This window comes from Azotobacter salinestris, from assembly GCF_009363155.1.
Lineage (GTDB): Bacteria > Pseudomonadota > Gammaproteobacteria > Pseudomonadales > Pseudomonadaceae > Azotobacter > Azotobacter salinestris.
In genome coordinates this window covers 3,346,928-3,373,287 of the sequence record NZ_CP045302.1, presented here as the reverse complement: position 1 = coordinate 3,373,287, position 26,360 = coordinate 3,346,928, and the positions used below count along the sequence as shown (strand labels likewise).

Sequence of the window (26,360 nt, the reverse complement as noted above, 5' to 3'; positions counted from 1 at the left end):
CGACCGCCATGGCCGCGATCCGCGCGGGGGGATCGGCCCCCGCCGCTCAGCCCTCCAGCCGCTGTGCCAGATAGGCCAGCAGCGCATCCAGGCTGCCCAGGCGCTGGTAGTCGGCCTCAGGGATGCTCACCCCGAGGCGCTGGTGCAGGGCGGCGAGAAAGCGCAGCCAGTCCATCGAGTCGAGGTCCACCTCGTCGCGCAGCGGACGCTCGCCGCGCAGGGTGGCAGGATCGACTTCCGGGGCGATGCCCTGCAGGGCTTCGAGCACCTGCCGGCGGATCTGTGCTTCGTCCATCTTCGAATCCTCACAGGCTGTCCGGGGCTTGCAGCAGGCGGCGGATCTCGGCGAGAAAGCGCGCGCCGTAGTGGCCGTCGCTGGCGCGGTGGTCGGCGGCCAGGCTGAAGTGGGCAGTGGGCATCGCGCACAACCGGCCCGCCTCCACCCAGGGCCGTTCGGCGATGCGGCCGACGCCGACCAGCGCCACCTGCGGCGGGTAGATCACGCCGAACACGCTGTCCACGCCCTGGTCGCCGAGCTGGGTGACGGTCAGGCTGGCGTCGGCGAGCTCCGAGCTGCGCAGCGAATGGCTGCGCGCGCGCTGTACCAGATCGCCCAGCTCGTCCATCAGCTGGGCCAGCGGCTTGTCGGCGACGTCGTGCAGCGCCGGGGCGATCAGCCCGCCCTGGCGCAGGGCGACGGCCACGCCCAGATGAATGCCGGGGGCCGGGTGGAAAGCGCCGCCCTGCCAGAAACCGTTGAGCTGTGGGTAGTCGCGCAGGGCCAGGGCGATGGCCTTGAGCAGCAGCACGCCGGGCAGCAGGCGCCGCTCCGGCGCCAGCTCGGCGTTGTGCGTGGCAAGCCAGGCCATGACAGCGCCCAGGGGGATGGTCTCGCCCAGGTAGTAATGGGGAATCTCGCGCTTGGAACGGCTCATCGCCGCGCCGATGGCCTGGCGCATGGCGGCCTGGCGGTCGACGGGCGCGGCCTGCCTGGCGGCGGCCTCGACGTCCTCCAGGGTCACGGCGCCCTGCGGCCCCGTGCCGGACAGAACGCTGGCGTCGATGCCCAGCTCGGCGGCGCGCTTGCGGGCGGCCGGCGAAATCCGCGGCCGCCCGGTCGGCACGGCGGCCGGAACGGCGGCAGTCGGCACGGGCGCCGTCTCCGCGGACTCTCCCGGCTCCAGCAGGAGGGCGATGGGCGTGCCCACCGGTACCTTGTCGCCGGGCTGGATCAGCAGGTCGAGCACGTTGCCGTCCTGCCAGCACTCCACGTCCACCGCCGCCTTGGCGGTGTCGACCACGGCGACCACCTGGCCGCGCCTGAGCGCATCGCCCGGGGCGATCCGCCACTCGAGCAGGGTGCCCTCGTCCATGTCGGCGCCGAGGGAGGGCAGCTTGAATTCGATCATCGGTCCTCCGTGGGTGGCAGTGCGTAGGGTGGGAAACTGCCGAAGGCATTTCCCACCATCGAGCAGGGCCATGGTGGAAAATCGCTGCGCGAGTTTTCCACCCTACGGTTTTCGCCCCACGCTTCAGCCGCGGCCGAGCAGCTCCCTGGCCGCCGCGACTATGCCCGGCACCTGCGGCAGCGCCGCCTCCTCCAGGTGCTTGGCGTAGGGTACCGGCACCTCCTGGCTGCAGACCCGCGCCGGCGGCGCATCCAGCTCGTAGAAGCCCTGCTCGACGACCCGGGCGATGATCTCGGCGGCCAGGCTGCCGCTGCGCCAGCCCTCGTCGACCACCAGCAGGCGGCGGGTCCTGCGCACCGAGGCCATGAGCGTGGCGTCGTCCAGCGGGTGCAGCACGCGCAGGTCGATCACCTCGACGGAGATGCCCTCGCCCGCCAATTGCCCGGCCGCCGCCAGCGCCTTGCCCAGGCTGCCGCCGTAGGTGACCAGGGTCAGGTCCCTGCCCTCGCGGCGCACCCGCGCCGAATGGATGTCCACCGCCGCGCCCTCGTCCAGCACGCCCTCGAGGTTGTACAGCGTGCTGTGCTCGAAGATCAGCACCGGATCGGGGTCCTGCAACGCCGGCCAGAGCATGCCGCGGGCGTCCTCCAGGGTGGCCGGGGCGAGGATCTTCAGCCCGGGGATGTGCGCGTACCAGCCTTCCAGGCTGTGCGAGTGCTGCGCCGCCAGCTGGCGTCCGGCGCCGGTGGCCATGCGCAGCACCAGCGGCACCGAGAACTGCCCGCCGGACATGTGCCGCAGGGTCGCGGCGGTGTTCATCAGCGGGTCCAGCGCCAGCAGGCTGAAGTTCACCGTCATCACCTCGACGATCGGCCGCATGCCGCCCAGCGCCGCACCGATGCCGGCAGCGACGAAGGACAGCTCCGACAGCGGCGTGTCGCGGATGCGCTGCTCGCCGAACTCCTCGAGCAGCCCCTTGGACACCGCGTAGGTGCCACCGTAGCGGCCGACGTCCTCGCCCATCAGGAACACCCGCGGATCGCGGGCGAGCGCCTCGCGCAGGCCCTCGCGCAGCGCCTCGCGATAGGTGGTGCGGATCACGGCGTCCGCTCCGGGGTGTAGACATCGCGCAGCAGGTCCTCGACCGGCTCCAGGCTGCCCGCCTCGGCAAAGGCCACCGCGGCCTCCACCTCGGCCGAAGCCTCGGCCTCGAGGGCGTCGAGGCCGGTCTCGTCGAGCAGTCCCTGGGCCTTCAGCTGCGCACTGTAGGTGTGGATCGGCCCGCGCTTCTTCCACGCCTCCACCTCGGCCTTGTCGCGGTACAGCTCGGGATCGAACATCGAGTGGGCGCGGAAGCGATAGGTGCGGAACTCGAGAAAGCAGGGTCCGTGGCCGGCGTGCATCTGCTCGACCGCCATGCGGGTCGCCTCGTACACGGCGACCACATCCATGCCGTCCACCGAGCGGGCCGGCACCTTGAAGGCCTGGACCTTGGCGCACAGGTCGGTCTGCGCCTGCGAGCGCGCCAGCGCGGTGCCCATGGCGTAGAGATTGTTCTCGCAGCAGAACAGCACCGGCAGCTGCCAGAGCGCGGCCAGGTTCAGCGACTCGGCGGCGGCGCCCTCGGCCAGCGCCCCCTCGCCGAAGAAGCAGGCGGCCAGCCGCGTGCCGCCCTGCATGCGCTCGGCCAGCGCCAGGCCCACCGCCAGCGGCAGGCCGCCGCCGACGATGGCGTTGCCGCCGAAGAAGCGCGTCCTGGCGTCGAACAGGTGCATGGAGCCGCCGCGCCCGCGCGAGCAGCCCTCCCGGCGGCCGTACATCTCGGCCATGATCGCGTTCATCGACACGCCCTGCAGCAGCGCATGGCCGTGCTCGCGATAGGTGGCGACCACCGCGTCGCCCGGCCCCAGGGCGTGCAGCGCGCCGACCGCCACCGCCTCCTGGCCGATGTACAGGTGCAGGAAGCCGCGGATCTTGCCCTCGCCGTACAGCTCGGCGGCGCGCTCCTCGAGGCGGCGGATGCGCAGCATGTCGCGCAATAGCTGCCGGGCGAACTCGGCGGGATAGGGCACAGGCAAACTCATGACGGGTTCTCCAGGGTCGAGGTGTCGCCTTCGGGCAGGCCCAGCTCGCGGGCCTTGAGCAGGCGGCGCATCAGCTTGCCGCTGCGAGTGCGCGGCAGGCTCGGCAGGATGTCCAGCTCCTTGGGCGCCACCGCCGCGCCCAGGCGCCTGCGCGCGTGGCCGAGCAGCTCGTCGTGCAGCGCCTCGCCGGCCGCGAAGCCGCCCTTGAGCGAGACGAAGGCCTTCACCGTCTCGCCGAGCAGCAGGTCGGGCTTGCCGATCACCGCCGCCTCGGCCACCGCCGGGTGCTCGAGCAGCGCGCTCTCCACCTCGAAGGGTCCGATCAAATGGCCGGCGGACTTGATCACGTCGTCGCTGCGGCCGACGAACCAGTAATAGCCGTCGCCGTCGCGGCGGGCCAGGTCGCCGCTCAGGTACCAGTCGCCGGCGAAACAGCGCCGGTAGCGCTCCTCGCGGCCGAGATAGGCGCGGAACATGCCGGGCCAGGGCTGTTTCAGCGCCAGCTCGCCGACGGCCTCGTCACCCAGCAGCTGCAGCGTGCCGTTCTCGCGGCGCTCGACGATGGCCGCCTCGATGCCCGGCAGCGGCTTGCCCATGGAGCCCGGCTTGATCGGCATGGCCGCGGTGTTGGCCAGCATGATCCCGCCGGTCTCGGTCTGCCACCAGTTGTCGTGGATCGGCAGGCCGAGCACCTCCTGGCTCCACCACACCGCCTCGGGGTTGAGCGGCTCGCCGACGCTGGCGATGAAGCGCAGGTTCGGATAGCGGTGCCGGTGCGCCAGCTCGGCGCCGGCCTTCATCAACAGGCGGATGGCGGTGGGCGCGGTATACCAGACGCTGATCCGCTCGCTCTCGAGGATGACATACCAGCGCTCGGCGTCGAACTCGGCGCAGTCGACCACGCTGGTGACGCCGAGCAACAGCGGCGCGAGGATGCCGTAGGAGGTGCCGGTGACCCAGCCGGGGTCGGCGGTGCACCAGAACACATCGCCCGGGTGCAGGTCGAGGGCGTACTTGCCGGAGACGTAATGGGTCAGCGCCGCGCCATGCACGTGCAGCGCGCCCTTCGGGGTGCCGGTGGTGCCGCTGGTGAAATGCAGCAGCGAGGGGCTGTCGGCCGTGGTCGGGGCGATCGCGAAATCGTCGGCGGCCTCGCCCAGCAGGCGGTGCAGGTCCAGGGTGCCGTCCCCCTCCTCCACGGCGTCGCCCTCCTCGGCGTAGACCAGCACGTGGCGCAGCGCGGGCAGCTGCTTGCGGATCGCCGCCACCTTGCGCCGGTACAGCGCCGCGCTGGTCAAGAGCACCTCGCCCTCGCCCAGGCGCAGGCGGGTCTCCAGCGGCTCGGGACCGAAGGCGGCGAACAGCGGCGCGACCACGCAGCCGTACTTGAGCCCGCCGAGCACGCCCAGGTACAGCTCGAGGCCCCGGTTGCACAACACGAACAGCCGCGCGCCGGGGCGGATGCCGAGTCCGCCCAGCACGTTGGCGAAACGGCTGGTCAGGCGGCACAACTCGCCGTAACTGATCTGCTGGCGCTGGCCGTCGCGCATCAGCAGACGCAGGGCGACATGGACGCTGCGCGGGCCGGCGGCATGCCGGTCGACCGCCTCGAAGGCCAGGTTCAGCCCGCCGCCGGGCAGGCCGGAAAGGCCGGTCGCCTCGACCTGCCAGGAAAAGGCCGCGCGGGCCGCGGCGGTATCCGGCCAGTTGGGCACCTGACGCAGATCGGCGGGATTTTTCTCGATGATGGACGGGCGCATGGGCTTGCCCTCCGCGCGCAGGCTCGAACGAAGGAACGAGCGATCCTGTTTCAGCGTAGACCGCCACGGGCGCCGCCCGGCGACGGTGCGGCAGGACTTTGCCCGGCGGCTGGTCCAGACTGCTCAGACGGCCGCCCGCCCCTGCGGCGGCCCCAGCAACGGGAGAACCCGGGACCATGCCAGCCCCGCGCCACGCCACGGACCGGCCGGCCGTCACGGAGCGCCCGTGAGCGCTCAGGACGAGGTCATCGCCTTTCTCTCCCGGGCCGCCAGCTACGGCGCGCCCGACGGCCGCGTCGAGCGCATCGAGAGCCACGGCTCGCTGGTCTTCCTGCACGGCGAGCGCGCCTACAAGCTCAAGCGCGCGGTCGCCTACGCGGCCCTCGACTACCGCAGCCTGAGCAGCCGCGAGCATGCCTGCCGCGCCGAACTGCGCCTGAACCGGCGTACCGCGCCGCAGCTGTATCTGGACGTGCGCTCGATCAACCGGGCGGCGGACGGCGGCCTGCAGTTCGATGGCGCCGGGCCGGTACTGGACTGGGTGGTGATGATGCGGCGCTTTCCCCAGGCGGCACTGTTCGAGAACCTGGCGGTCGCCGGGCAACTGACGGAGACGCTGATGGATCGCCTGGGCGCGGAGATCGCCCGCTTCCACGCCGGCGCCGAGCTCACCCCGCAGTTCGGCGGCCCGGCGGCGCTGCGGCTGGTCATCGAGGAGAACCACCGGGAGCTCTGCCGCTACCCGGACCTGCTCGACCCAGGCGCCCGGAACGCCCTGCACCGCGCCGCGCTGGCCGCCCTCGACGCCCAGGCCGGGGAGCTCGACCGGCGCCGCCGCGTGGGCCGGGTGCGGCGCTGCCACGGCGACCTGCGGCTGGCCAACGTCTGCCTGCTCGACGGCCGGCCGACGCCCTTCGACGGCATCGAGTTCAGCGACCGGCTGAGCTGCATCGACGTGCTCCACGACCTCGCCTTCCTGCTGCTCGACCTGCAGCACCACGGCCTCGACGCCCTGGCGACGCGCCTTTTGCACAGCTATCTGGCGCATGCCGGCGAGCCCGAGGACTGCCGGCCGCTGCCGCTGTTCCTCTCCCTGCGCGCCGCCACCCGCAGCTTCACCCTGGCCTGCAGCGCCGGGCGCCAGCACGACCCGGCGCTGGCCGCCGACAAGGCCCGCCAGGCCCGCGCCCTGCTCGAGCGGGCCGCAGCCTGCCTGCGCGGCGATGGCCTGCCCTGAGCGCGCGAACGACAGGCCAGGCACAATGTCCATCCTCCACCGAATACAAGGAGTCCCCCCATGTCCACGGAGCATCCCCTGCTCTTCGCCCTTCACGGCAGCGAGGCCTATGCCGCCCGCGTCGCCGAGCACCTCGGCCTGAGCCTGGCCGCCCACGAGGAGCGTGAGTTCGAAGACGGCGAGCACAAGAGCCGCGCGCTGGAGCCGGTCGAGGGCCGCGAGGCGCTGGTCTTCCATGCGCTGCACGGCGACGACCGGCACAGCGCCAACGACAAGCTGTGCCGCCTGCTGTTCTTCTGCGCCGCCCTGAAGGACGCCGGCGCCCGCCGCGTGCAGGTGGTCGCCCCCTACCTGTGCTACGCGCGCAAGGACCGCCGCACCAAGTTCCAGGACCCGATCATCACCCGCTACGTCGCCGGCCTCATCGAAAGCTGCGGGGTCGACCGGCTGACCACCCTGGAGGTGCACAACGTCGCCGCCTTCGACAACGCCTTCCGGGTGCCCTGCCACAACGTCGAGGCCGCCGCGCTGTTCGCCGAGCACTTCGCCCCGCTCGTGGGCGAGGCGGAGGTGGTCGCGGTGTCGCCCGACGCCGGCGGCGCCAAGCGTGCCGAGCAGTTCCGCCAGGAGCTGGAGGAACGCCTCGGCCGCCCGGTGGGCAGCGCCTTCATGGAGAAATACCGCAGCAACGACCAGATCAGCGGCTCGCTGCTGGTCGGCGAGGTGCGCGGCAAGGCGGCGATCGTCGTCGACGACCTGATCAGCACCGGCGGCACCCTGCTGCGCGCCGGCCAGGCCTGCCAGGCGGCCGGCGCCACCCGGCTGTTCGCCGCCGCAGCCCACGGCCTGTTCACCGGCGGCACGGAACTGCTCGACAGCCCGGTGTTCGAGCGCATCGTGATCTGCGACAGCGTGCCGCCGTTCCGCCTGTCCGCCGAGCTGGCCGCGCAGCGCCTGGAAATCCTCGACTCGACCGCGGCGCTGGCCGCGCGGCTGGCCCGGGAATACCGCCTGGCGCCGATGGGGGAGCTGCCGGCATGAGGCGCCTGCCCGCCATCGGCGAGAGCGACCTGCTCATAGTGACTGACCTGCAGAACGACTTCTGCGCCGGCGGCACGCTGGCCGTGCCGGGCGCCGACGAGCTGGTGCCGGTCATCAACCGCCTGGCCGAAGCCTTTGCCCACGTGGTGCTGACCCAGGACTGGCACCCGCCGGGCCACCGGAGCTTCGCCAGCAGCCATCCTGGCCGCTGCCCCTTCGAAACCGTCCAGCTGGCCTGCGGCGAGCAGATCCTGTGGCCCGATCACTGCGTGCAGAACAGCCATGGCGCCGACTTCCATCCCGGCTTGGTCATCCCCCACGCCGAGTTGATCCTGCGCAAGGGCTACCGCGCCGAGGTCGACTCCTATTCGGCGCTCTACGAGAACGACCGCTGCACCCCCACCGGCCTGACTGGCTACCTGCGCGAACGGGGCCTGCGCCGGTTGTTCCTCGCCGGCCTGGCCACCGACTTCTGCGTGTACTACACGGCGCTGGACGCGCGCCTGGCGGGCTTCGAGACGGTGGTGCTGCTGGACGCCTGCCGCGCCATCGACCACGACGGCTCGCTGGCCGCGGCACTGACGGCGATGCGCGCGGCAGGGGTGGAGATCCTCGGGTAGGGCGGGTGCAACCCGCCGGACATGGCCAACGCCCGACGTACAATGGCGGGTTTCACCCACCTACACGAACTCGCAGGGTGGAAAACGACCGCCGGTCTTTTCCACCTGCCGGCCATGGAGGAGCTTGTGGTGGAAAACGCTGCGCGGTTTTCCACGGGGTGGCCATCCACCCTACGGTCCTGGCCCCTCACTCCCAACCTGCCTGCCGGTCGATCGCCGCGGCCATCAGGCGCAGCGCGTCGCTCACCTCCACCGGATAGGGCGGCGCCGGCTCCAGGTCCTGCAACGCCGGCGGCAGGCTGTCGAGCTGGTGCAGAGCGTGGGTGCGCACCGCCTCCAGCGCCGGCGAGGGCGCCAGGCGCCGGCCGCCCTGCATCACCGGCTGGATCAGCGCCTGTCCCTCGCCCGCCTCGCCCACGAGCATCAGGCTGTCGCCGCAGCAGCAGCCGGCCTCGTCGTAGCGCCGCCAGACCTGCTTGCGCCCCGGCCAGGTGGCCTTGCCCTCCGAGCGCTTGCGCCGCGGCTGGCCGGCGTACTCCTGCAGCTTGTAGACGCAGTCGAGGTAGGGCGCGTCGCTGGAAGTGTCCAGCCGGGTGCCGACGCCGAAGCCGTCGATCGGCGCGCCCTCGGCCACCAGCCGGCGCACCAGGTACTCGTCCAGGTTGCCGCTGGCGAAGATCGCCACGCCACCCAGCCCGCCGCGGTCGAGGATGGCGCGCACCTGGCGGGCATGCGCGCCGAGGTCGCCGCTGTCCAGACGCACCCCCTGGACGCGGATGCCGGCCAGGGCCAGGCGCGGGGCCAGCGCGACGACCCGCTGCGCGCCCGCCTCGGTGTCATAGGTGTCGATCAGCAGCACCACCGACTGCGGCAGGCTGCGGGCGAAGTGCTCGAAGGCCTCGGCCTCGTCGACGTGGGCCTGGACGAAGGAATGCGCCATGGTCCCGGCCAACGGGATGCCGAACTGGGCGCCGGCCAGCACCGTGGCGCTGGCGTGGAAGCCGGCCAGGTAACTGGCGCGGGCGGCCAGCAGCCCGGCCTCGGCGCCGTGGGCGCGGCGCAGGCCGAAGTCCACCAGGCGCTTGCCCGACGCCACCAGCACCACCCGCGCCGCCTTGCTGGCGATCAGCGTCTGAAAATGCAGCAGGTTGATCAGCCGCGACTCCACCAGCTGCGCCTCGGGCAGGGGCGCCGTGACGCGCAGGATCGGCTCGTCGGCGAAGAACGGCGTGCCCTCGGCCATGGCGTGCACCTCGCCGGTGAAGCGCAGCCCGGCCAGGTAGTCGAGGAAGGCCGGGCGGAACTGGCCCAGGCCGCTCAGCCAGTCCAGCTCGGCCGGGGTGAAGTGCAGCTGCTCCAGGTAGTCGAGCGCCTGCTCGAGGCCTGCGGCCAGGTAGAAGTTGCGGCAGGCCGGCGGCTGGCGGGCGTAGAACTCGAACACCGCGGTGTCGAGCATGTCGTGCTCGACATAGCCCTGCAGCATGGTCAGTTGGTAGAGGTCGGTGAGCAGCGCACCGGGGGCGGCCAGACGTGGCGGATCGAGCGGCATGGGCATTCTCCCGTGCAGTTGATGGCGGCCCGACGGCCGGTCGCCGCGGCCCGGCGCCGGCCGCCCCGGGCGGTCCAGACTGGAAGGGAACGCGGCAAGATCCGGGAGGCGCCCATGTCCAGCACCAGAGTCTTTCTCGCCGGCGACCTGATGACCGCCCGCGGCATCGACCGCATCCTGCCACATCCCGGCGATCCCCTTCTCCACGAAGCTTATGCCAGATACGCCGACGACTACGTGGAGCTGGCCGAACGGCGCAACGGCCCCATTCCCCGCCCGGCGGACTTCGCCTACGTCTGGGGCGTGGCCCTGGCCGAGTTCGAGCGGCGCCGCCCGGACGTGCGCCTGGTCAACCTGGAAACCGCGGTGACGACGCGCGGCTGGCCGGTGCCCAAGGGCATCAACTACCGGATGAACCCGGCCAACCTGCCGGTGCTCGCGGCAGCCGGCCTCGACTGCTGCGTGCTGGCCAACAACCACGTGCTGGACTGGGGCGAGGAAGGCCTGCTCGACACTCTGCACAACCTCGACGCCGCGGGCCTGCACCACGCCGGCGCCGGCACCGACCGCCAGCACGCCGAGGCGCCGGCGATCCTGCCGCTGGCCGACGGCAAACGCCTCCTGGTATTCGCCTTCGCCGCTGCGGACTGCGGCGTGCCGGATAACTGGGCGGCCGGCGAGCAGCAGCCGGGCGTCGCCTTCCTCGAAGACCTCTCGACCGAGAGCCTCGAGCGGGTGGCACGCTGCATCCGCGCGGCGAAGCGGCCCGGCGACCGGGTCGTGGTCGCCCTGCACTGGGGCGGCAACTGGGGCTTCAGCATCCCCGCCGAGCAGCAGCGCTTCGCCCACGCGCTGATCGACGAGGCCGGCGTCGACCTGATCCACGGCCACTCCTCGCACCACGTCAAGGGCATCGAGGTGTACCGCCAGCGGCTGATCCTCTACGGCTGCGGCGACCTGCTCGACGACTACGAGGGCATCGACGACCAGGAGGCCTGGCGCGGCGACCTGGGCCTCCTGTACTTCGCCGACCTGGACGCCGAGGGCCGCCTGCAGGCCCTGGAACTGGTGCCCACCCGCCAGTGTCGCTTCAGCCTCCAGTACGCCAGGGGCCAGGACCGCCAGTGGCTGCAGGGCGCCCTGATGCGCGAGTGCGCGCACTTCGGCTGCCGCCTGCACGACAGCGCGGGACAGGCCTTGCGCCTGGAATGGCCGGCGGCGGCCTGAGCCCGGTGGCGACATCGATGCTGCCTGCCGGTGGGTAACGCTGCGCGGTTACCCACCCTACGGGGCCCGCCCCCGCGCAGACTGGATGGCCTCCCCGTGGAAAACCCGCGCAGCGATTTCCACCGGCGGGCCCGCGTCCCGAACCGCGCCATAAGGGCAAGCCTGCCGACTCGTGATTTCGAATCACAGGTTCTGTTCCGCTTCCCCGGCTTAATGCCGCCGGTCGTTTCTCCGATACTGCCCGCCATCCCGGCCGTCCCCCGGCGACGGTCCCGATCTTCTATGCGGAGAAACTCCACCATGAAAATTCTGCTGATCAACGGCGGCCAGCGCTTCGCCCACTCGGGCGGGCGTCTCAACGACACCCTGCACGACGCGGCACGCGCCCAGCTCGCCGAGCTGGGCCATGCGCTGGAGGAGACGCGCATCGCCTCCGGCTACGACATCGAGACGGAAGTGCGGAAGATTCTCTGGGCCGATGCCCTGATCTACCAGATGCCCGGCTGGTGGATGGGCGCACCCTGGACGGTGAAGAAGTACCTCGACGAGGTGTTCACCGCCGGCCACGGCGGCCTCTACGCCAACGACGGGCGCAGCCGCCAGGAGCCGAGCCGCCACTACGGCAGCGGCGGCCTGCTGCAGGGCCGGCGCTACATGCTCTCCCTGACCTGGAACGCGCCGCAGGCCGCCTTCGACGCGCCGGGCAATTTCTTCGAGGGCCGCGGCGTGGACGGCGTCTACTTCCCCTTCCACAAGTCCCAGGAATTCCTCGGCATGCAGGGCCTGCCCACCTTCCTCGCCACCGACGTGATCAAGGCGCCCGACGTGGAGCGCGACATCCGCGCCTACCAGGCACACCTGAGCGCAGTGTTCGGCCGCCCGCAGGCGGACTAGGGCGCCTGCTCCTTTCCCGCCGGGGACAGGAAAAACGCTCCCGCGCCACGCCGAAAAGGCGCCGGCCGGCTGGCGCAAGGCCCGGCACCGGCTGATAGTTTCCTGAGGACCACGGCCCGGCCGGGGCGACGACAGGAGACGGACCTTGCACAGCGTGTTCAGCGAGTTCTCCCTGCTGCTGATGATCGCCGCCTTCGCCGGCGCCCTCTTCCTGCGGCTCAGGCAACCGGCCCTGATCGCCTACATCGTCGTGGGCATCCTGGTCGGCCCCTCGGTGCTGGGTCTGGTGACCAGCCACGACCAGATCGACCTGCTGGCGCAGGTCGGCGTGACCGTGCTGCTGTTCGTGGTGGGTCTCAAGCTCGATCTGCAGCACATACGCCATATCGGCCCCGTCGCCCTGGCCACCGGACTGGGCCAGTTGGCCTTCACCATCGTGTTCGGCTTCGTGCTCATCCTGCTCATGGGCAAGAGCCTCATGGAGGCCCTCTACGTCTCGGTGGCCCTGACGTTCTCCAGCACCATCATCATCGTCAAGCTGCTCTCCGACAAACGCGAGATCGACTCGCTGCACGGGCGCATCGCGGTGGGCTTCCTGATCGTGCAGGATCTCGCCGTGGTGCTCGCCATGATGGTCATGAGCGCCATGCGCGGCGACGGCGACGCCGCCCTGGCGGAACTCGCCCTGTCGCTCGCGCTGCGCATCGGCGTGGCTGCCGCCTCCCTGTACCTGCTGATGCGCTTCGTGCTGCCGAAGGTGGTGGCGATGATGGCGCGCTCCCAGGAGCTGCTGCTGATCTTCGCCATCGCCTGGGGCACCGGTCTTGCGGCCCTCGGCGAATGGGCAGGGTTCTCCAAGGAGGCCGGCGCCTTTCTCGCCGGCTTTTCCCTGGCCTCGACCCACTACCGGGACGCCATCAATGCGCGGCTGACCGGCATCCGCGACTTCCTGCTGCTGTTCTTCTTCATCGACCTCGGCGCCAAGCTCGACTTCTCCATGCTGGGCGACCAGCTCTGGCCGGCCCTGGCGCTCTCCCTGTTCGTGCTGATCGGCAACCCGCTCATCGTGCTGGGGATCATGGGCTACATGGGCTACCGCAGGCGGACCGGCTTCCTCGCCGGCCTGACGGTGGCGCAGATCAGCGAGTTCTCGATCGTCTTCGTGGCCATGGGCATCTCGCTGGGACACGTCGGCACCGAGGCCCTGAGCCTGACCACCCTGGTGGGGCTGATCACCATCGCCCTCTCGACCTACATGATTCTCTACTCCTACCCGCTCTACGAGTTCCTGGCGCCGCTGCTGCGGGTGTTCGAGCGCCGGCACCCGCACCGGGAGCTCGGCGCGGATCACGACCACCATTACGGCGAGCATCCGGACGTGATGGTCTTCGGCCTGGGGCGCTACGGCAGCCAGCTGGCGCTGGGCCTGAAGGCCGCAGGCCTGCAGGTGGTGGGCGTCGACTTCGATCCGGAAGCAGCGCGCGCCGCGAGCCGCAAGGGCTTTCCGGTGCGCTTCGGCGACGGCATGGAGACCGACTTCGTCGAGAGCCTGCCCCTCAAGAACACGGCCTGGATCGTCAGCGCCCTGCCCGACCTGCAATCCAATCGCGAACTGCTGCGGGTCCTGCGCGAACAGCGCTACGACGGCGGGCTGGCGGTCGTCGCGCGCGAGGAGTTCGACCACGCGGCGCTCAGGAAGCTGGGCATCGCCCACGTCCTCTACCCGATGAGCAACGCGGTCGACTATGCCGTGGGCGCCCTGACGAAACTGATCCGGCAAAGGGAAACCCGACCATGAAGACGCTTCATCACATACTTGCCGCCACCGACCTCTCGCCCCCCTCGCTGCATGCCGTGGATCGCGGCTTCCAGATCGCCCGCGCTACCGACGCCCGCTACAGGCTCATGCATGCCGCGGGGCTGGACGCCCGCGGTTCATTGCGGGCGTTGCCCGGCGAACAGGCTGCCGGCGTGTCCGGGAGGGCCGTGGATACCCGCGCTGGCGGACTCTCCGGAGGACGCAAGGTCCGTTCGTCGCGGAACGACCGGCCTGCGGAGACGGCTGCATGTCCTCTGGTCGGTTTCGGACCACGAGCGCCGGCAGAGTGTCGCGAAGGGACGGATAGTGAATGGGCGTTCTCGAAGCGAGAGTTGTCCTCTCGACGGAGGCCCTCATGAAACGACGCGACTTTCCAGACCACGTCGCCTGGAGCAAGGCCTGCATGAACGGGGACCATGCCCTGGCGTTCATCGTCACCCAGTCCCGCAGCCCCGAGTCGGAGCTGCATTTCCACCTCGTCTACGACGGCTCCCACTTCTCCCGGCTGTCGGAGGCCGACGAAGCGGCCGACGACGCGCTCGACAAGCTGGTGCAGATCGAGCGCGACGACGACCTGGTCTTCAGCTCGGCACGCTGCTGACCCGGGCCGCAGTGCCCGAACGGGCCTGCGGCCGCCGCCCAGGGCTGCTCAGACATCCACCACCGCCTGAGCCAGCCACTGGCCATCGGCCTGCCGCGTCACCTTCAGCTCGCAGAAGGACACTCCCTTGGCCTCCGCCGCCGGCTGGTGGCGCGCCACGTCCAAAGGCTCGCCCCAGGCCGTGGCGTGCAGCCGGGTGCCGTCGATCGCCAGCTCGAAGCGCGAGAACAGCAGGTGCCGGGTGGCCATCTCGAACACCAGCGCGTTCAGCCAGTCTACCAGCAGCAGTTCGAGATCCGGCGCCTCGCAGTCGACCGTCACGGCCTCGCGCGGCGCCACCGTGGCCGGATCGCAGATCGCCGCGGTCAGGGCGATCGCCGCCCCGGCGAAGGCCTCGGCCGGGGTCGCGCCGGTGCCGCGCACGCCGACGTCGGCTTCGTGGGAAAAGGTCTGCCAGGGCATGGGCCACGTACTCCTGTCGGGGGACTCCGGTCAGCCGCTCTCCACCGGGAAGCGGGCCAGGGAGCGGGAAAGCCGGCGGGCCGCCGTCCTCATGCCCGCTCCCGCCCGAGCAGCGCGCGCTTGCGCTCCACGCCCCAGCGGTAGCCGGACAGCCCGCCGTCCTGGCGCACCACCCGGTGGCAGGGAATCGCCAGCGCCAGGGCGTTGGCGGCGCAGGCCTGGGCCACCGCGCGCACCGCCTGCGGCACCCCGGCCAGCGCCGCCACCTCGCCATAGCTGAGGGTGGTTCCCGGCGGAATCTGCCGCAGCACTGCCCACACCCGTTGCTGGAAGGCCGTGCCGCGGACGTCCAGCGGCAGGTCGAGGCCGATTTGCGGCGCCTCGACGAAGGCGGCCACCCCGGCGATCAGTTGCTCGAGCGCGGCCTCCCCGCCGCCCGGCTGCGCCGCCGGAAAGCGCGCCTGCAGCTCGCGCCGCAGCGCCTCCGGCTCGTCGCCCAGCAGGATCGCGCAGACCCCGCGCCCGCTCTGCGCGACCAGGATGGCGCCGAGCGAACAGGCGCCCAGCGCAAAGCGGATCGCATCGCCGCGCCGCCCGGCGCTTCCCGGATGGTCCGTCACAGGGTCTGCCTTCGAGGTTTTCATCGTGCCTCCCGCCCCGATTTGCCGAGGCTGCATGAACTACTCTTGCCGAGTGTAGATGGCAGGCGCCCCCAGTGGTGTCGGGGCTGCGCCGAACCGCCTATCCCCGGAAAAACGAGACCGGATGGACCCGTCATGAATGCGTATGGACAGATCGATCAGGTTCGCCGACTGCAGGGCCGCTGGCTGGATGCCCTGGGCCTGGGCCCGCAGGAAACGCCGTCGCGGGTGGTGCTTTCGACGCCCGCCTTCACCCTCAAGGCCTATGGCACGGCCAAGCAGGACGGTCCGCTCCTGCTGTTGCTGCCGGCGCCGATCAAGCGCGCCTATATCTGGGACCTCATCCCGCGGATCAGCGTCGTGCAGCGGCTGCTGCAGCATGGCGCCGCCGTCCACCTGCTGCAATGGGAGCAGCCCGGTGCCGACGAGCAGGATCTCGGGCTGGCCGACTACGCCGAGCGCTGCATCCTCGACTGCCTGGAGGCGATCGCCGCCGAGCGCGGCCGGCGCCCGGCGCTCCTGGCGGGTCACTCCCTGGGCGGCACCCTGGCGGCCATCTTCGCCGCGCTGCATCCCGAACGGGTCGGCGGTCTCGTCCTGCTCGAGGCGCCGATTCAGTTCGGCACGGCAGCAGACGCCTTCACCCCGTTCGTCGCCCGTGCCCCCCACGCCCGGCAGGTCACCGCCCTGCTGCACGAAGTGCCCGGCTCCTTCCTGAGCATGGCGGCCGCCCGCGCCGCCCCGGACAGCTTCGTCCGGGCCCGCTGGACGGACTGGCTGAACAGCCTGAGCGACCGCGAGGCCCTGCAGACCCATCTGCTGGTCACACGCTGGAGCCTGGACGAGCTGCCGATGCCCCGGCGGCTGTTCGAGGAAGTCGTGGAGCTTTTGTACCGGGAAAACCGCTTCATGGGCGGAACCCTGAAGATCGGCGGGCGGCCGGCCACGCCGGCAGGCGCGAAGACGCCGGTCCTCAGCGTGGTCGACCCGCGCTCGCACGTGGTGCCACCCGATGCGGTGCTGCCGTTTCACGCCGCCGTCGGCAGCGGCGATGCGCAGCTGCTCTGGTACGAGGGCGACGTGGGAGTCGCCCTACAGCATGTCGGGGTGCTGGTCGGCAGGCGGGCGCACCGGGAGGTATGGCCGCACATCCTGCGCTGGCTGGACGCGCACGCCGAAACCGGCTGACCGCGGAGGCGCTCAAGACCGGCCATGGGGCGACCGGGCAAGCCCGGGGCCAGGCCGGCTCCGTCACCGATCGCTGTCGCTCAGCCTGATCGGCACCGGCGTTGGACGCGGCCCGCTGCCGATGTCGGCGCGCATGTCGGCCGGCGTCTCGAAGTCGCTGGCGGCGCCGCGCATGACCTCCACCGGGCGGGAAAAGCCGCTGCAGCGGCTGTAGTCGGCGATGTGCGCATGTCGGGGGCGGACATGCCGCTCGCTCAGCGCGCGAGCCGCCATGGCATCGACCATGGCGGTGCCCAGCACCACGGCCATCGCCGCCTTGACGTTGCCCTGCCGGGGGTTGTCCGCCGACAGGCCCGAGGCCAGGGTGGCCAGGTCCAGCGCATCCCCGGCCACGCGGCCCCAGAGCGCCGGCGTGGGATTCACTCCCAGCGCGCCGAGGCCGGTGAGGATCTCGCGGGCGCCGGCGGCGCGCACCAGCGTCTCGGCGCCCTCCATGCCCAGGGAGCGGGTCACCAGGCGCGGCGAGGCCAGCTCCAGCAGCCCCAGGCCGATACTGAAATAGCCCAGGCCGCGGGCGACCCGGTCGGAAGTGGCCATCGACGAGGTGGCGGACGTATGCGTGTGGTTCATGGCGTTCCCCTCAAGGCTTCAGCACGACCTTGATGCAGTTGTCGAGCTTGTCGCGGAAGACCCGGTACATGTCCGGCCCCTGCTCCAGGCCCACGGTGTGGGTGATGACGAAGGACGGATCGATCTGCCCCTCCTCGATGCGCCGCAGCAGGTCGTCGGTCCAGCGCCGGACGTGGGTCTGCCCGGTGCGCAGGGTGAGGCCCTTGTTCATCAGCGCGCCGAACGGCAGCTTGTCCACCAGCCCGCCATAGACCCCCGGGACCGACAGCACCCCGGCCGGGCGGCAGACGTAGATCATCTCGCGCAGCACGTGCGGGCGGTCGGTCTCCAGCATCACCGCCTGCTTGGCGCGGTCGTACATGGAGTCCAGCGAGCGGGTGGCGTGCGCCTCCAGGCCCACGGCGTCGATGCACTTCTCCGGGCCCTTGCCGTGGGTGAGTTCCTTGAGCCGCTCGAGCACGCTCTCCTCGTCGAAGTCGATGGTGATCGCCCCGCCGGCCGCGGCCATCGACAGCCGCTCCGGCACCCGGTCGATGCACACCACCTGGCGGGCGCCGAGCAGCACCGCGCTGCGCACGCAGAACTGGCCGACCGGCCCCGCGCCCCAGATCGCCACGGTGTCGGTGGGCTGGACGTCGCACTGCACCACGGCCTGCCAGCCGGTCGGGAAGATGTCGCCGAGAAACAGCACCTGCTCGTCGCTCAGGCTGTCCGGGACCTTGACGTGGGTGGTGTCGGCGAAAGGCACCCGCACGTATTCGGCCTGGCCGCCGGCATAGCCGCCGGTCAGATGGGTGTAGCCGAACAGCCCGGCGGTGGCGTGGCCGAAGGCCTTGTCGCCCAGTTCCCTGTTGCGGTTGCTGCGCTCGCAGACCGAGAAGTTGCCGCGCCGGCACTGCTCGCACTCGCCGCAGACGATGGTGAAGGGCACCACCACGCGGTCGCCCACCTTGAGCCTTTTCGTGTCGGCGCCGACCTCCACCACCTCGCCCATGAACTCGTGGCCCATGATGTCGCCGTGTTCCATGCCGGGGATGAAGTGGTCGTAGAGGTGCAGGTCCGAGCCGCAGATGGCGCAGCTCGACACCTTGACGATGGCGTCGCGGGAATCTTCGATGCTCGGATCGGGGACCGTGTCGTAGCGGATGTCGTTCTTGCCATGCCAACAGAGCGCCTTCATGGATGACTCCCCTCGTGATGGTTGTCCCGACAGCACGCGAAGCATCCCCCTCGCGCCTACCACCTGGCCGGGCCTCGGGCATCGCCGCATCCTCGGCGACGTTAGGGCTGGGACAGCGGGAAAGCGGCGAAAGGTTCAGGCGGGGGGATGGACTGCAGGGCCCGGGCCGGCCGGACCGGACACCGGGCGCAAGCCACAACGGCGGAGGTGTGCATGGACTTCGAGACGATCTCCATCGGCGGCCTGTTCACGATCACCGCCGTTCTCGTGGTGATCGCCATCGAGGCCGGCTACCGGGCGGGACATGTCGTCCACCGGCACCGGGAGAATGAAAAGGAATCCGCGGTTTCGACGATAGTGAACGCCAACATGGGGCTGCTGGCGTTCGTCCTGGCCTTCACCTTCGCCATCGTGTCCGGCCTGTACGAGGCGCGCAAGGCACTGGTGCGCGAGGACGCCAACGCGATTCGCACGGCGTTCCTGCGCGCCGACTTCCTGCCCGAGCCCGACCGCGAGCAGGCGGCGGAGCTGTTCGCCGAATACGTCGACCTGCGTGTGAGGCTGGCTCGGGAGCCCGGCCCCGACAGGCTCCGCCAGGGTCTGGTGCGCTCGGCGCGGATCCACCGGCAGCTCTGGGACATGGCGATCGCGCATGCCCGCACGGGCAGCAACCCGCCCATCCCCAACCTCTACATCCCCGCCTTGAACGAGATGATCCGGGTCCATGCACTGCGCGTGGACATCGCGCTGGAAAGCCGGCTGCCGCGCAGCATCTGGCTGGTTCAGTACACCCTGCTGGTCCTGGCCATGGCCGGGTTCGGCTACCAGATGGCCAATGCCGGCTCCCGGCGCTCCTGGGCGACGCCGTGCCTGGCGCTCTCGTTCGCCGTGGTGATCGCCCTGATCGCTTCGCTCGACCGGCCGATGAGCGGCTATTTCATCGCACCTCAACAGCCGATGGCGGATCTTCAGGCCGAACTGGCCGCGGCCATGCAAAGCCGCCAGCGGCGCCGGGACGAACCGGGCCTCGAATGAGGCGCTGCGGCCGGCACCCATGCCCCCGGCCCGGGCACGCTCGCCTGGCCGCCCCCGCGCTGCTCGCCAGCACGCTCTCCCGGGCGGCGCCGCCGGTAACCCGGCCTGAACCAAGGGGGCCGGATGAAATCTAGTCCTCGAGGGGCCCGGGCGCCTGGCGCAACTGGCGCGTTCTGACCTGTCGCACATCGACATCAAGGAGAGATTCGAATGAATGAGGATTTCACGCTCGTCCTGCTGATAGTGGTGGTCGTCCTGGTGGCCCTGGCCATCTACAACGTCTACCGGACACGCCAGGCGGAACGCGAGCATCCGCCGGGCGGCTCCTTTACCCAGGTGGGCAAGGTGCGCCTGCATTACCTGGAACGCGGGGAAGGACCGCCCGTGGTGCTGTTGCACGGCAACGTGGTGACCGCCGAGGACTATGTGCTGAGCGGGGTGTTCGACCGGCTCGCCAAACATCATCGGGTCATCGCCTTCGACCGCCCCGGCTACGGTTACAGCGACCGTCCGCTCGGCAGCCTGTGGACCGCGGCGAAACAGGCCGACCTGCTCGATCAGGCGCTCGTGCAACTGGGTATCGCGCGCCCGATCGTGGTCGGCCACTCCTGGGGAACGCTGGTCGCGCTGAGGATGGCCCTGGATCACCCCGAACACGTGGCCGGTCTCGTGCTGCTGGGCGGCTATTACACGCCGACCGCCCGGCCCGACGTGCTGCTCGCCTCTCCACCGGCGATTCCCATCCTCGGCGGCCTTCTCCGTTACACCCTGTCGCCGCTCATGGGCAGCGCGTTGCTGCCGCTGAACTTCAAGGCCATGTTCGCCCCGCTGCCGGTCCCGGAGCATTTCAAGCAGGAATTCCCCTACCGCTTCCCGGTCAGGCCGGGGCAGATCCGCGCCGCGGCCCAGGATGCCGTCACCATGATTCCCGCCGTGATGAGAATGCGCGGCCGCTATCATGAGCTCCGCTTGCCGATCGTGATCATGGCGGGCACCAAGGATCTGATCGTCAGGCATGAGCGACACGCCAAGTGGTTCCACGCGCAACTCCCCGGCAGCGATCTGCATCTGATCCCCGGAGCCGGCCACATGGTGCATTACGCCGTCCCCGAGCGGATCGTCGAGATCGTCGAGGGCATGACCGCCGGGGCGGTTGCCGCTCGCCAGGCGGATCGGGTGTCGGGCGAGCCGCTCGATGCCGGGCAGGTTCAGGCCCCGGCGTCGGAGCCGGCGAAGCCCCGGCAGGGCCGGACATGAGCCAGGCCGCCTGCGCGCGCCGGGCGGCCTCGGGCCTTCGGCTGCCGCAGGGAGCGGGGCCGGCGCGGGAACCGGGGCACGATCACGATCCCGGTTGCAGCGGTACCTCGACCTCGCGCCGCGCGTCGCCGCGCCGCACGGACAGCCGCACCACCTCCCCGGCCCGGTAGTCGTCGAGGATCGCCAGCAGCTGCTCGACCGACTCCACGGCCTTGCCGTTGACGGCGGTGATGACGTCGCCGGGCACGATGCCGCCGTCGCGGGTGAAGCCCACGCCCTCCAGCCCGGCCGCCTCGGCGGCGGAGTCCGGCCGCACGCCGAGGACGAAGACGCCCTCGATGCCGCTCAGCTCGGTGAGGCGCTGGTTCAGGCCGGTGTCCACCTGGATGCCGAGGGTCGGCTGCACGTACTTGCCGGACTTGATGAGCTCGGGCACGACCCGGTTGACGGTGTCCACCGGCACCGCGAAGCCGATCCCGGCGGAGGCCCCGCTCGGGCTGTAGATCGCGGTGTTGATGCCGATCAGCCGGCCGGCCGAGTCCAGCAGCGGCCCGCCGGAGTTGCCCGGATTGATCGCCGCGTCGGTCTGGATCAGGTGGTCGATCGCCGGGCCGCCCTCGCCGGCCAGGGTGCGGTCCAGGGCCGAGACGATCCCGGTGGTCAGCGTCCAGTCCAGGCCGAAGGGATTGCCGATGGCGAAGACCTTCTGCCCCACCCTGAGATCCTGACTGGAGCCCAGGGGCACCGGCGGCGGCTGCTTGAAGTCCACGCCGATCCTCAGCACGGCGATGTCGTGCTCGCGGGAGGTGCCCACCAGGGAGGCCTTGAAGGTGCGCCCGTCGGCCAGCTTGACCATGGCCTCGCTGGCGCCCTCCACCACGTGAAAGTTGGTCACCACATGCCCGGCATCGTCCCAGATGAACCCCGAGCCGGTGCCGCGCGGCACCGAGAAGACATCGCGGGTCCAGAAGTCCATCACCTGCGCCCGGGTGGTGATGAACACCACCGAGTTGCGGGACTTCTCGAACAGCTCGATGGTGCTCTGCTCGTCCGCCGCCAGGTCGCCCCGCGCCTCGACCACTCGTGGCGTGGAGTCCGGGTTGCCGCCGGACCAGCCGGAAAAGTCCGGCAGACCACGCCAGAGCACGGTCAGCGCACCGACCGCCAGCGTGACGCCCAGCAAACGGACGAGAAAGGGATCGCGCATGAAAGAACTCCTTGATTGCGGATTGACTCGGGCTTTCCGGGCGTGCGGCTCGGTACAGGACCGCGACATGGCCGGATTCCTGTCCCGGCGCCCTTGCGCCGGCGCTTGCCCGGCAGTCTGCGACGGCTCGGGCCGGGCCGATGATACGGGGGCCGGCCCATGGCCGGTATAGCGGCCGGCGTCCTGTCACCCGGCCCGGCGGGCGCGCCAGGCAGTCCCCGACGGCCGCTCCAGGCCATCGTTCAGGCCGCAGCGTGCGCCGGCTCATTTCCTCTTCCGCCGGCGGGTGAAAAGGCGAACCGCGGCTGGAAAACAATGCTTTTTCCAGCACGCATTCACAGTCGCCCGACAAGTTGCGCTTGCCTTCCGGCGAACTTTCAAGTTCTGCGTCATTGTTCCAGACGCTCACCCATCGCCTCGATTCCACCCATGCTCGCCACTGGTCGGAAAGCAGCCTGATAACCAACCATACAAACAGGATTCTTTTAATCTGTAACTATTCATTTATCCCGGACAGTTTCCAGCGTCGTCGAAAGAACATATATCTGTCGCACAATAAATACTCCGCAGGTAGTTCTAAGCGAATATCCATGCCTCGTCGCATTGCGCCACAAAAGTTCTCGGCGGATAAAATCAATACAGGAACAGTTTGATTTCCAATTGCCATTAAAACATGCCGAACCGCAGGCACGGGGCAGGCAACGGATACAGGAGAATGGCTCTATGAAGGGCTTTTCCGATTGAATGGCAGCCACAGAAGTAACATTCGGCTTATGAAAAGAAAGCTCTTTCGAAAGTTTCTGCTGTTATGCATGGGCAATGCACTGACCGCCATGGCGGACACTTCCGCACCGGCCAAATACGTGCAAGTCGAAGGCCAGTTGGTCGAAGGCGGCATCGTCTGCCCGCTCTTGCGCACCCGCGACGGTGAAGTGCTGCCGCTGACCGGCATCGGCCGCAGTGATTATCCCCCCTCCACCCGTCTGACGCTGAACGGCGTATTCGTCAGGGTTTCACCTTGCATGCAGGGAAAACGCACCCTGCAGGTGGAGCAAGTGCTGAAAGTCGAGGAGCCATGACATGAAGCCATCTTCCAGAACGAACTTCCCCCTGTTTGCGGAAGTTTTCCCGGAGCCGGCCGTACGCGTCCAGAACGCCCCGGTCGACGGACTCTACGGCAGCCAGTGGCACCTGGGCTTCATCGGCGCCGCGGGGTTCGCCGCCAGGCCCGGCGCCACCAACACGGCGGGCATCGAGCGCGTATGGAACGAGTACACCGGCGCGGGCGTCGCGGTGGGCATCTGGGACGAGGGGGTGCAGAGCGGCCACTGGGACCTCGACGCCAACTACGACGCCAGCCGGCACCTGACCATCGGCGGCACCCTCAACGACGGCCAGCCGCTGGACGCCAACCGGGGCCACGGCACCGCGGTCGCCGGGCTGATCGCCGCCGAGAACAACGGCGAGGGCGGCGTCGGCGTCGCCTACGGCTCCAGGATCACCTCGGTGCGCGTCTTCGGCGGGGAAGACGACCTGAACGCCAACTGGTCGCGCTACCTGCAGACCCTGGAGAGCCTCGGCCGGTTCGACGTGACCAACCACAGCTACAGCAGCTACCCGGACTTCGGCAGCTGGGGGGATGTCACCCGGCTCGAGGTGGCGGCCCGGGACGGGCGCGGCGGCCTGGGCACCCTCAACGTCAGGTCGGCCGGCAACTTCAACGTCGACGGCAACGGCGAGGAAGTGAGCGCCTCGCGCTTCACCGTCAGCGTCGCCGCGATCGGCAACAACGCCACGGGCAACGTCGCCAGCTATTCCAGCTATGGCGCCCATGTGCTGGTGTCGGCGCCGGCCGGCTCGGTGACCACCGACCTGCTGGGCGCGGACGGCTACAACGGCCTGCTCGCCGGCGACTACACCAACACCTTCGGCGGCACCTCGGCGGCCGGCCCGCTGGTGGCCGGGGTCATCGCCCTGATGCTCGAGGCCAACCCCGGCCTCGGCTGGCGCGACGTGCAGAACATCCTCGCCTACTCGGCGACCGGCACCGGCAGCCTCCACAACGGGACCCGCAGCAACGAGAACTTCGCCTGGAAATGGAACGGCGCCGACGACTGGAACGGCGGCGGCCTGCATTTCAGCGAGGACTACGGCTACGGCATGGTCAACGCCCTCAGCGCCGTGCGCATGGCCGAGGTCTGGAGCGCGCTCCAGCCCGCCGCCACCTCGGCCAACGAAGCCCGCATCGACAGCCGCATCGCAGCGAACGCGACCATCGCCGACAACGCCACCCTGGACTACGGCTTCACCCTGAACGACGACATCGACCTGGAGCACGTCGCCCTGACGGTCTCGCTCAACCACTCCGACCTGACCGACCTGCGCATCGCCCTGATCTCGCCGAGCGGCACGCGGCTGTCGCTCTACGACGGCAGCACGGGCGAGGCCAGCGACGCCGACGGCATGTTCACCTACACCTTCGGCGTGGACGGGCTGCGCGGCGAGAGCAGCAAGGGCACCTGGACCCTGCAGATCCGCGATGCGCTACCGGGCGACAGCGGCACGCTGCACTCGGTCGGCTTCAGCGGCTACGGCTCGGCGCCCGACAACGCCGATGTCTACCACTACACGGAGGAAGCCCTCGCCGTGCGGGCCCTGCCCGGCCAGAGCGAGCGCCTGACGCTGGTCGACGCCGATGGCGGCAGCGACTGGATCGATGCCGCCGCGGTGCTCCAGGACCTGTCGCTCAGCCTGGTGGCCGGACAGACCTCCACCCTGGGCGGCACCCCCTTCCTGACCATCTCCACCGACACCCTCATCGAGAACGCCATCGGCGGCGACGGCAACGACCGCATCGAGGGCAACGCGGCCGACAACCTCATCTACGGCATGCGCGGCGACGACACCCTGATCGGCGGCGAGGGCAACGACACGGCGGTCTTCCACGGCCGCGCCGAGGACTACAGCGTCAGCGAGGCCGAGGGCGTCATCACCGTGCAGAGCCTGTCCGGCGGCGGCACCGACACCCTGAGCGGCTTCGAGGGGCTGCTGTTCGTCTGATCTGCCGGGTAGGCGCCCCTCAGGCCTGGCGCGACGCCAGCGGGGCGGGGCGCTCGGCGCTCAGCACCAGGGCGATGCCGCCGAGCACGGCCAGGGCGGCGAGGCTCAGGCGCAGGCTCAGGGCCTCGCCGAGCAGCAGGGCGCCGGCCAGGGCGGTGAGGATCGGCACGCTGAGCTGGACGGTCGCCGCCTGCAGGGCGCCGAGGCCGCGCAGGGCGCTGTACCAGACGGCGTAGCCGAGCCCCGAGGTCAGCGCGCCGGAGAGCAGCGCATAGACGAGGCCCAGCGGATCCGGCCGGCTCTGCGCGACGAGAAGCAGGCCGAGCAGCAGGGCCAGGGGAATCGCGCGGATGAAGTTGCCGGCGGTGGCCGCCAGCGGGTCGGCACTGCCGCGGCCGAGCAGCGAGTAGACCGCCCAGGCCAGGCCGGCGAGCAGCATCAGCGCGGCGCTGCCCGGTTCCGGCGCGTCGGCCCCCGGCAGCAGCAGCGCCACCAGCCCGGCGAGGGCGAGCAGCAGGCCGAAGCTCGCCCAGGGGCCGAGGCGCTCGCCGTGCGAGAGGCCGTAGAGCAGCATGCCGAGCTGCACCGCGCCGAACAGCAGCAGCGCGCCGACGCCGGCATCCAGCTGCAGGTAGGCGAAGGAGAAGCCGGCGGCGTAGACGAACAGCGCGACGGCGCCGGACCAGCTGCCGCCCGCCCTGCCCTGCTGCCGCGTGCGCAGCAGCAGCCAGAGGGTCAGCGCGCCGGCGAGGATGCGCATGCCGGTGAAGCTGGCGGCGTCGATGCCCGTGTCCCTGAGGGCCAGGCGGCAGAGCAGGGAATTGCCGGCGAAGGCCAGCATGGCGAGGGTGGTGAGCAGCAGGGTGCGGGCGGTCATGGCGTCTCCGTGTGGAGTCCGAGGTTTTCCGCAGTCTAGCGCCTGCCGCTCCGGGTCATCCCCACACCTTCGCGGAGGCGTACCTCCGCCTGCCCTCCCCGCCGCACGCGGCTCAGGCGGCCGGTTCGGAAATCTCGATCAGGTTGAGGTCCGGGTCGCGCACATAGATCGAGCGGATCGGCCCGGTCGCGCCGGTGCGCATCACCGGCCCCTCGACGACCGGCCAATTCATCCGCTGCAGGTGGGCGATCACCGCCTCCAGCGGCTGGCTGGCGATGAAGCACAGATCCAGCGCGCCGGGCACCGGCAGGTGCGCCTTGGGCTCGAACTCGCGACCGCGCACGTGCAGGTTGATCTTCTGGTTGCCGAAGCGAAGGCCACGCGGCCGTTGCCGAAGGTCTCCAGGCGCATGCCGAGCACCTGGGTATAGAAGTGCGTGGTGGCCTGCGGGTCGGTGGCAGTCAGTACCAGGTGGTCGAGATGGTCGATCATCGGGGTCTCCTCGGGCGTGGCACCCGGCCGTCGGCCTTGCCGGGTGCGGCGGAATTGGCAAGCATGGGGCCGTCCCGCCCGGAGTCTGCC

General features: G+C 70.4%; 23 protein-coding genes and 2 pseudogenes. 12 read left to right on the top strand and 13 right to left on the bottom strand.

The features are described 5' to 3' along the window. Positions 1–46: 46 nt before the first annotated feature. The 5 genes from GCU53_RS15640 to acsA form a co-directional block, all read right to left on the bottom strand. Positions 47–295, bottom strand: a complete 249-nt coding sequence (locus GCU53_RS15640; protein WP_152388432.1) for an acyl carrier protein — start codon at positions 293–295, stop codon at positions 47–49. 10 nt (positions 296–305) lie between these two features. Further along, positions 306–1,409 (bottom strand): dihydrolipoamide acetyltransferase family protein, encoded by a 1,104-nt coding sequence (locus GCU53_RS15635; RefSeq protein WP_152388431.1) that lies wholly within the window; start codon positions 1,407–1,409, stop codon positions 306–308. A gap of 123 nt (positions 1,410–1,532) precedes the next feature. Next, a complete protein-coding gene (locus GCU53_RS15630; protein WP_152388430.1) occupies positions 1,533–2,510 on the bottom strand; it encodes an alpha-ketoacid dehydrogenase subunit beta in 978 nt (325 codons plus the stop codon). Continuing rightward, positions 2,507–3,493, bottom strand: a complete 987-nt coding sequence (pdhA, locus tag GCU53_RS15625; protein WP_152388429.1) for a pyruvate dehydrogenase (acetyl-transferring) E1 component subunit alpha — start codon at positions 3,491–3,493, stop codon at positions 2,507–2,509. Before pdhA ends, GCU53_RS15630 begins: the two co-directional genes overlap by 4 nt. After that, the gene (gene acsA / locus GCU53_RS15620) at positions 3,490–5,253 is read right to left on the bottom strand and encodes an acetate--CoA ligase (protein WP_152388428.1); all 1,764 of its coding nucleotides are present in this window, start codon (positions 5,251–5,253) and stop codon (positions 3,490–3,492) included. Before acsA ends, pdhA begins: the two co-directional genes overlap by 4 nt. 226 nt (positions 5,254–5,479) lie before the next feature. Between acsA and GCU53_RS15615 the strand changes: the two genes are divergently transcribed. The 3 genes from GCU53_RS15615 to pncA are packed head-to-tail and all read left to right on the top strand — an operon-like array spanning position 5,480 to position 8,151. Next, positions 5,480–6,490 carry a phosphotransferase gene (locus tag GCU53_RS15615; RefSeq protein WP_152388427.1) on the top strand — a complete coding sequence of 337 codons (1,011 nt, stop codon included), beginning with the start codon at positions 5,480–5,482 and terminating at the stop codon, positions 6,488–6,490. A gap of 60 nt (positions 6,491–6,550) precedes the next feature. After that, positions 6,551–7,531 (top strand): ribose-phosphate diphosphokinase, encoded by a 981-nt coding sequence (locus GCU53_RS15610; RefSeq protein WP_152388426.1) that lies wholly within the window; start codon positions 6,551–6,553, stop codon positions 7,529–7,531. Continuing rightward, complete coding sequence (gene pncA, locus GCU53_RS15605; protein ID WP_152388425.1) at positions 7,528–8,151, top strand: bifunctional nicotinamidase/pyrazinamidase; 624 nt, start codon at positions 7,528–7,530, stop codon at positions 8,149–8,151. The genes GCU53_RS15610 and pncA overlap by 4 nt, the downstream gene beginning before the upstream one ends. Before the next feature lie 187 nt (positions 8,152–8,338). Here the strand turns inward: pncA and GCU53_RS15600 are convergent, their stop codons facing one another. After that, positions 8,339–9,700 carry a nicotinate phosphoribosyltransferase gene (locus tag GCU53_RS15600; protein WP_152388424.1) on the bottom strand — a complete coding sequence of 454 codons (1,362 nt, stop codon included), beginning with the start codon at positions 9,698–9,700 and terminating at the stop codon, positions 8,339–8,341. A gap of 114 nt (positions 9,701–9,814) precedes the next feature. On the opposite strand from GCU53_RS15600, the gene GCU53_RS15595 reads away from it, so the two are divergent. From GCU53_RS15595 to GCU53_RS15580, 4 genes are all read left to right on the top strand, one after another. Continuing rightward, entirely contained in the window at positions 9,815–10,927 is a 1,113-nt protein-coding gene (locus tag GCU53_RS15595; protein ID WP_152388423.1) for a CapA family protein, read from the top strand. Between the two features lie 300 nt (positions 10,928–11,227). After that, on the top strand, positions 11,228–11,821 hold the full coding sequence (locus GCU53_RS15590) for an NAD(P)H-dependent oxidoreductase (RefSeq protein ID WP_152388422.1): 594 nt from the start codon (positions 11,228–11,230) through the stop codon (positions 11,819–11,821). 154 nt (positions 11,822–11,975) lie between these two features. Continuing rightward, positions 11,976–13,619 (top strand): cation:proton antiporter, encoded by a 1,644-nt coding sequence (locus GCU53_RS15585; protein ID WP_244307189.1) that lies wholly within the window; start codon positions 11,976–11,978, stop codon positions 13,617–13,619. A 376-nt stretch (positions 13,620–13,995) separates the two neighbouring features. Beyond that, complete coding sequence (locus GCU53_RS15580) at positions 13,996–14,241, top strand: hypothetical protein (protein WP_152388421.1); 246 nt, start codon at positions 13,996–13,998, stop codon at positions 14,239–14,241. Positions 14,242–14,289: 48 nt separating this feature from the next. On the opposite strand, the gene GCU53_RS15575 is transcribed toward GCU53_RS15580, so the two are convergent. Together GCU53_RS15575 and GCU53_RS15570 are read right to left on the bottom strand one after the other, a co-directional pair. Further along, positions 14,290–14,703 carry an archease gene (locus tag GCU53_RS15575; protein ID WP_152388420.1) on the bottom strand — a complete coding sequence of 138 codons (414 nt, stop codon included), beginning with the start codon at positions 14,701–14,703 and terminating at the stop codon, positions 14,290–14,292. Positions 14,704–14,792: 89 nt separating this feature from the next. After that, a pseudogene (locus GCU53_RS15570) lies at positions 14,793–15,299 on the bottom strand (methylated-DNA--[protein]-cysteine S-methyltransferase); the annotation flags it as partial. A gap of 180 nt (positions 15,300–15,479) precedes the next feature. Here GCU53_RS15570 and GCU53_RS15565 point away from each other — a divergent pair. Beyond that, positions 15,480–16,532: an alpha/beta fold hydrolase gene (locus tag GCU53_RS15565; RefSeq protein WP_152388418.1), complete on the top strand. Its 1,053-nt coding sequence runs from the start codon at positions 15,480–15,482 to the stop codon at positions 16,530–16,532. Between the two features lie 63 nt (positions 16,533–16,595). Here the strand turns inward: GCU53_RS15565 and GCU53_RS15560 are convergent, their stop codons facing one another. Next, entirely contained in the window at positions 16,596–17,162 is a 567-nt protein-coding gene (locus tag GCU53_RS15560) for a hypothetical protein (RefSeq protein ID WP_152388417.1), read from the bottom strand. A gap of 10 nt (positions 17,163–17,172) precedes the next feature. Then, entirely contained in the window at positions 17,173–18,342 is a 1,170-nt protein-coding gene (locus GCU53_RS15555) for a zinc-dependent alcohol dehydrogenase (protein WP_152388416.1), read from the bottom strand. 213 nt (positions 18,343–18,555) lie between these two features. Between GCU53_RS15555 and GCU53_RS15550 the strand changes: the two genes are divergently transcribed. Then, on the top strand, positions 18,556–19,377 hold the full coding sequence (locus GCU53_RS15550; protein WP_167520080.1) for a bestrophin-like domain: 822 nt from the start codon (positions 18,556–18,558) through the stop codon (positions 19,375–19,377). Between the two features lie 210 nt (positions 19,378–19,587). After that, positions 19,588–20,634 (top strand): alpha/beta fold hydrolase, encoded by a 1,047-nt coding sequence (locus tag GCU53_RS15545; RefSeq protein WP_152388414.1) that lies wholly within the window; start codon positions 19,588–19,590, stop codon positions 20,632–20,634. Between the two features lie 82 nt (positions 20,635–20,716). Here GCU53_RS15545 and GCU53_RS15540 read toward each other — a convergent pair whose 3' ends face one another. Further along, positions 20,717–21,841: a S1C family serine protease gene (locus tag GCU53_RS15540; RefSeq protein ID WP_152388413.1), complete on the bottom strand. Its 1,125-nt coding sequence runs from the start codon at positions 21,839–21,841 to the stop codon at positions 20,717–20,719. 773 nt (positions 21,842–22,614) lie between these two features. Between GCU53_RS15540 and GCU53_RS15535 the strand changes: the two genes are divergently transcribed. Both GCU53_RS15535 and GCU53_RS15530 read left to right on the top strand, forming a co-directional pair. Continuing rightward, the gene (locus tag GCU53_RS15535) at positions 22,615–22,920 is read left to right on the top strand and encodes a hypothetical protein (RefSeq protein WP_244306793.1); all 306 of its coding nucleotides are present in this window, start codon (positions 22,615–22,617) and stop codon (positions 22,918–22,920) included. Between the two features lies 1 nt (position 22,921). Next, entirely contained in the window at positions 22,922–24,901 is a 1,980-nt protein-coding gene (locus GCU53_RS15530; protein WP_152388412.1) for a S8 family serine peptidase, read from the top strand. Positions 24,902–24,920: 19 nt separating this feature from the next. On the opposite strand, the gene GCU53_RS15525 is transcribed toward GCU53_RS15530, so the two are convergent. Beyond that, positions 24,921–25,778, bottom strand: a complete 858-nt coding sequence (locus GCU53_RS15525) for an EamA family transporter (protein WP_152388411.1) — start codon at positions 25,776–25,778, stop codon at positions 24,921–24,923. Between the two features lie 112 nt (positions 25,779–25,890). After that, positions 25,891–26,270: pseudogene (locus GCU53_RS15520) on the bottom strand (VOC family protein). Positions 26,271–26,360 lie beyond the last annotated feature (90 nt).

Coding starts and splice junctions, on each gene's coding strand:
- GCU53_RS15640 (WP_152388432.1), bottom strand. CDS start 295: ATGGACGAAGCACAGATCCGCCGGCAGGTGCTCGAAGCCCTGCAGGGC.
- pdhA (WP_152388429.1), bottom strand. CDS start 3,493: ATGAGTTTGCCTGTGCCCTATCCCGCCGAGTTCGCCCGGCAGCTATTG.
- GCU53_RS15595 (WP_152388423.1), top strand. CDS start 9,815: ATGTCCAGCACCAGAGTCTTTCTCGCCGGCGACCTGATGACCGCCCGC.
- GCU53_RS15635 (WP_152388431.1), bottom strand. CDS start 1,409: ATGATCGAATTCAAGCTGCCCTCCCTCGGCGCCGACATGGACGAGGGC.
- GCU53_RS15565 (WP_152388418.1), top strand. CDS start 15,480: ATGAATGCGTATGGACAGATCGATCAGGTTCGCCGACTGCAGGGCCGC.
- GCU53_RS15590 (WP_152388422.1), top strand. CDS start 11,228: ATGAAAATTCTGCTGATCAACGGCGGCCAGCGCTTCGCCCACTCGGGC.
- GCU53_RS15530 (WP_152388412.1), top strand. CDS start 22,922: ATGAAGCCATCTTCCAGAACGAACTTCCCCCTGTTTGCGGAAGTTTTC.
- GCU53_RS15575 (WP_152388420.1), bottom strand. CDS start 14,703: ATGCCCTGGCAGACCTTTTCCCACGAAGCCGACGTCGGCGTGCGCGGC.
- GCU53_RS15560 (WP_152388417.1), bottom strand. CDS start 17,162: ATGAACCACACGCATACGTCCGCCACCTCGTCGATGGCCACTTCCGAC.
- GCU53_RS15550 (WP_167520080.1), top strand. CDS start 18,556: ATGGACTTCGAGACGATCTCCATCGGCGGCCTGTTCACGATCACCGCC.
- acsA (WP_152388428.1), bottom strand. CDS start 5,253: ATGCGCCCGTCCATCATCGAGAAAAATCCCGCCGATCTGCGTCAGGTG.
- GCU53_RS15525 (WP_152388411.1), bottom strand. CDS start 25,778: ATGACCGCCCGCACCCTGCTGCTCACCACCCTCGCCATGCTGGCCTTC.
- GCU53_RS15580 (WP_152388421.1), top strand. CDS start 13,996: ATGAAACGACGCGACTTTCCAGACCACGTCGCCTGGAGCAAGGCCTGC.
- pncA (WP_152388425.1), top strand. CDS start 7,528: ATGAGGCGCCTGCCCGCCATCGGCGAGAGCGACCTGCTCATAGTGACT.
- GCU53_RS15535 (WP_244306793.1), top strand. CDS start 22,615: ATGAAAAGAAAGCTCTTTCGAAAGTTTCTGCTGTTATGCATGGGCAAT.
- GCU53_RS15610 (WP_152388426.1), top strand. CDS start 6,551: ATGTCCACGGAGCATCCCCTGCTCTTCGCCCTTCACGGCAGCGAGGCC.
- GCU53_RS15545 (WP_152388414.1), top strand. CDS start 19,588: ATGAATGAGGATTTCACGCTCGTCCTGCTGATAGTGGTGGTCGTCCTG.
- GCU53_RS15540 (WP_152388413.1), bottom strand. CDS start 21,841: ATGCGCGATCCCTTTCTCGTCCGTTTGCTGGGCGTCACGCTGGCGGTC.
- GCU53_RS15555 (WP_152388416.1), bottom strand. CDS start 18,342: ATGAAGGCGCTCTGTTGGCATGGCAAGAACGACATCCGCTACGACACG.
- GCU53_RS15600 (WP_152388424.1), bottom strand. CDS start 9,700: ATGCCGCTCGATCCGCCACGTCTGGCCGCCCCCGGTGCGCTGCTCACC.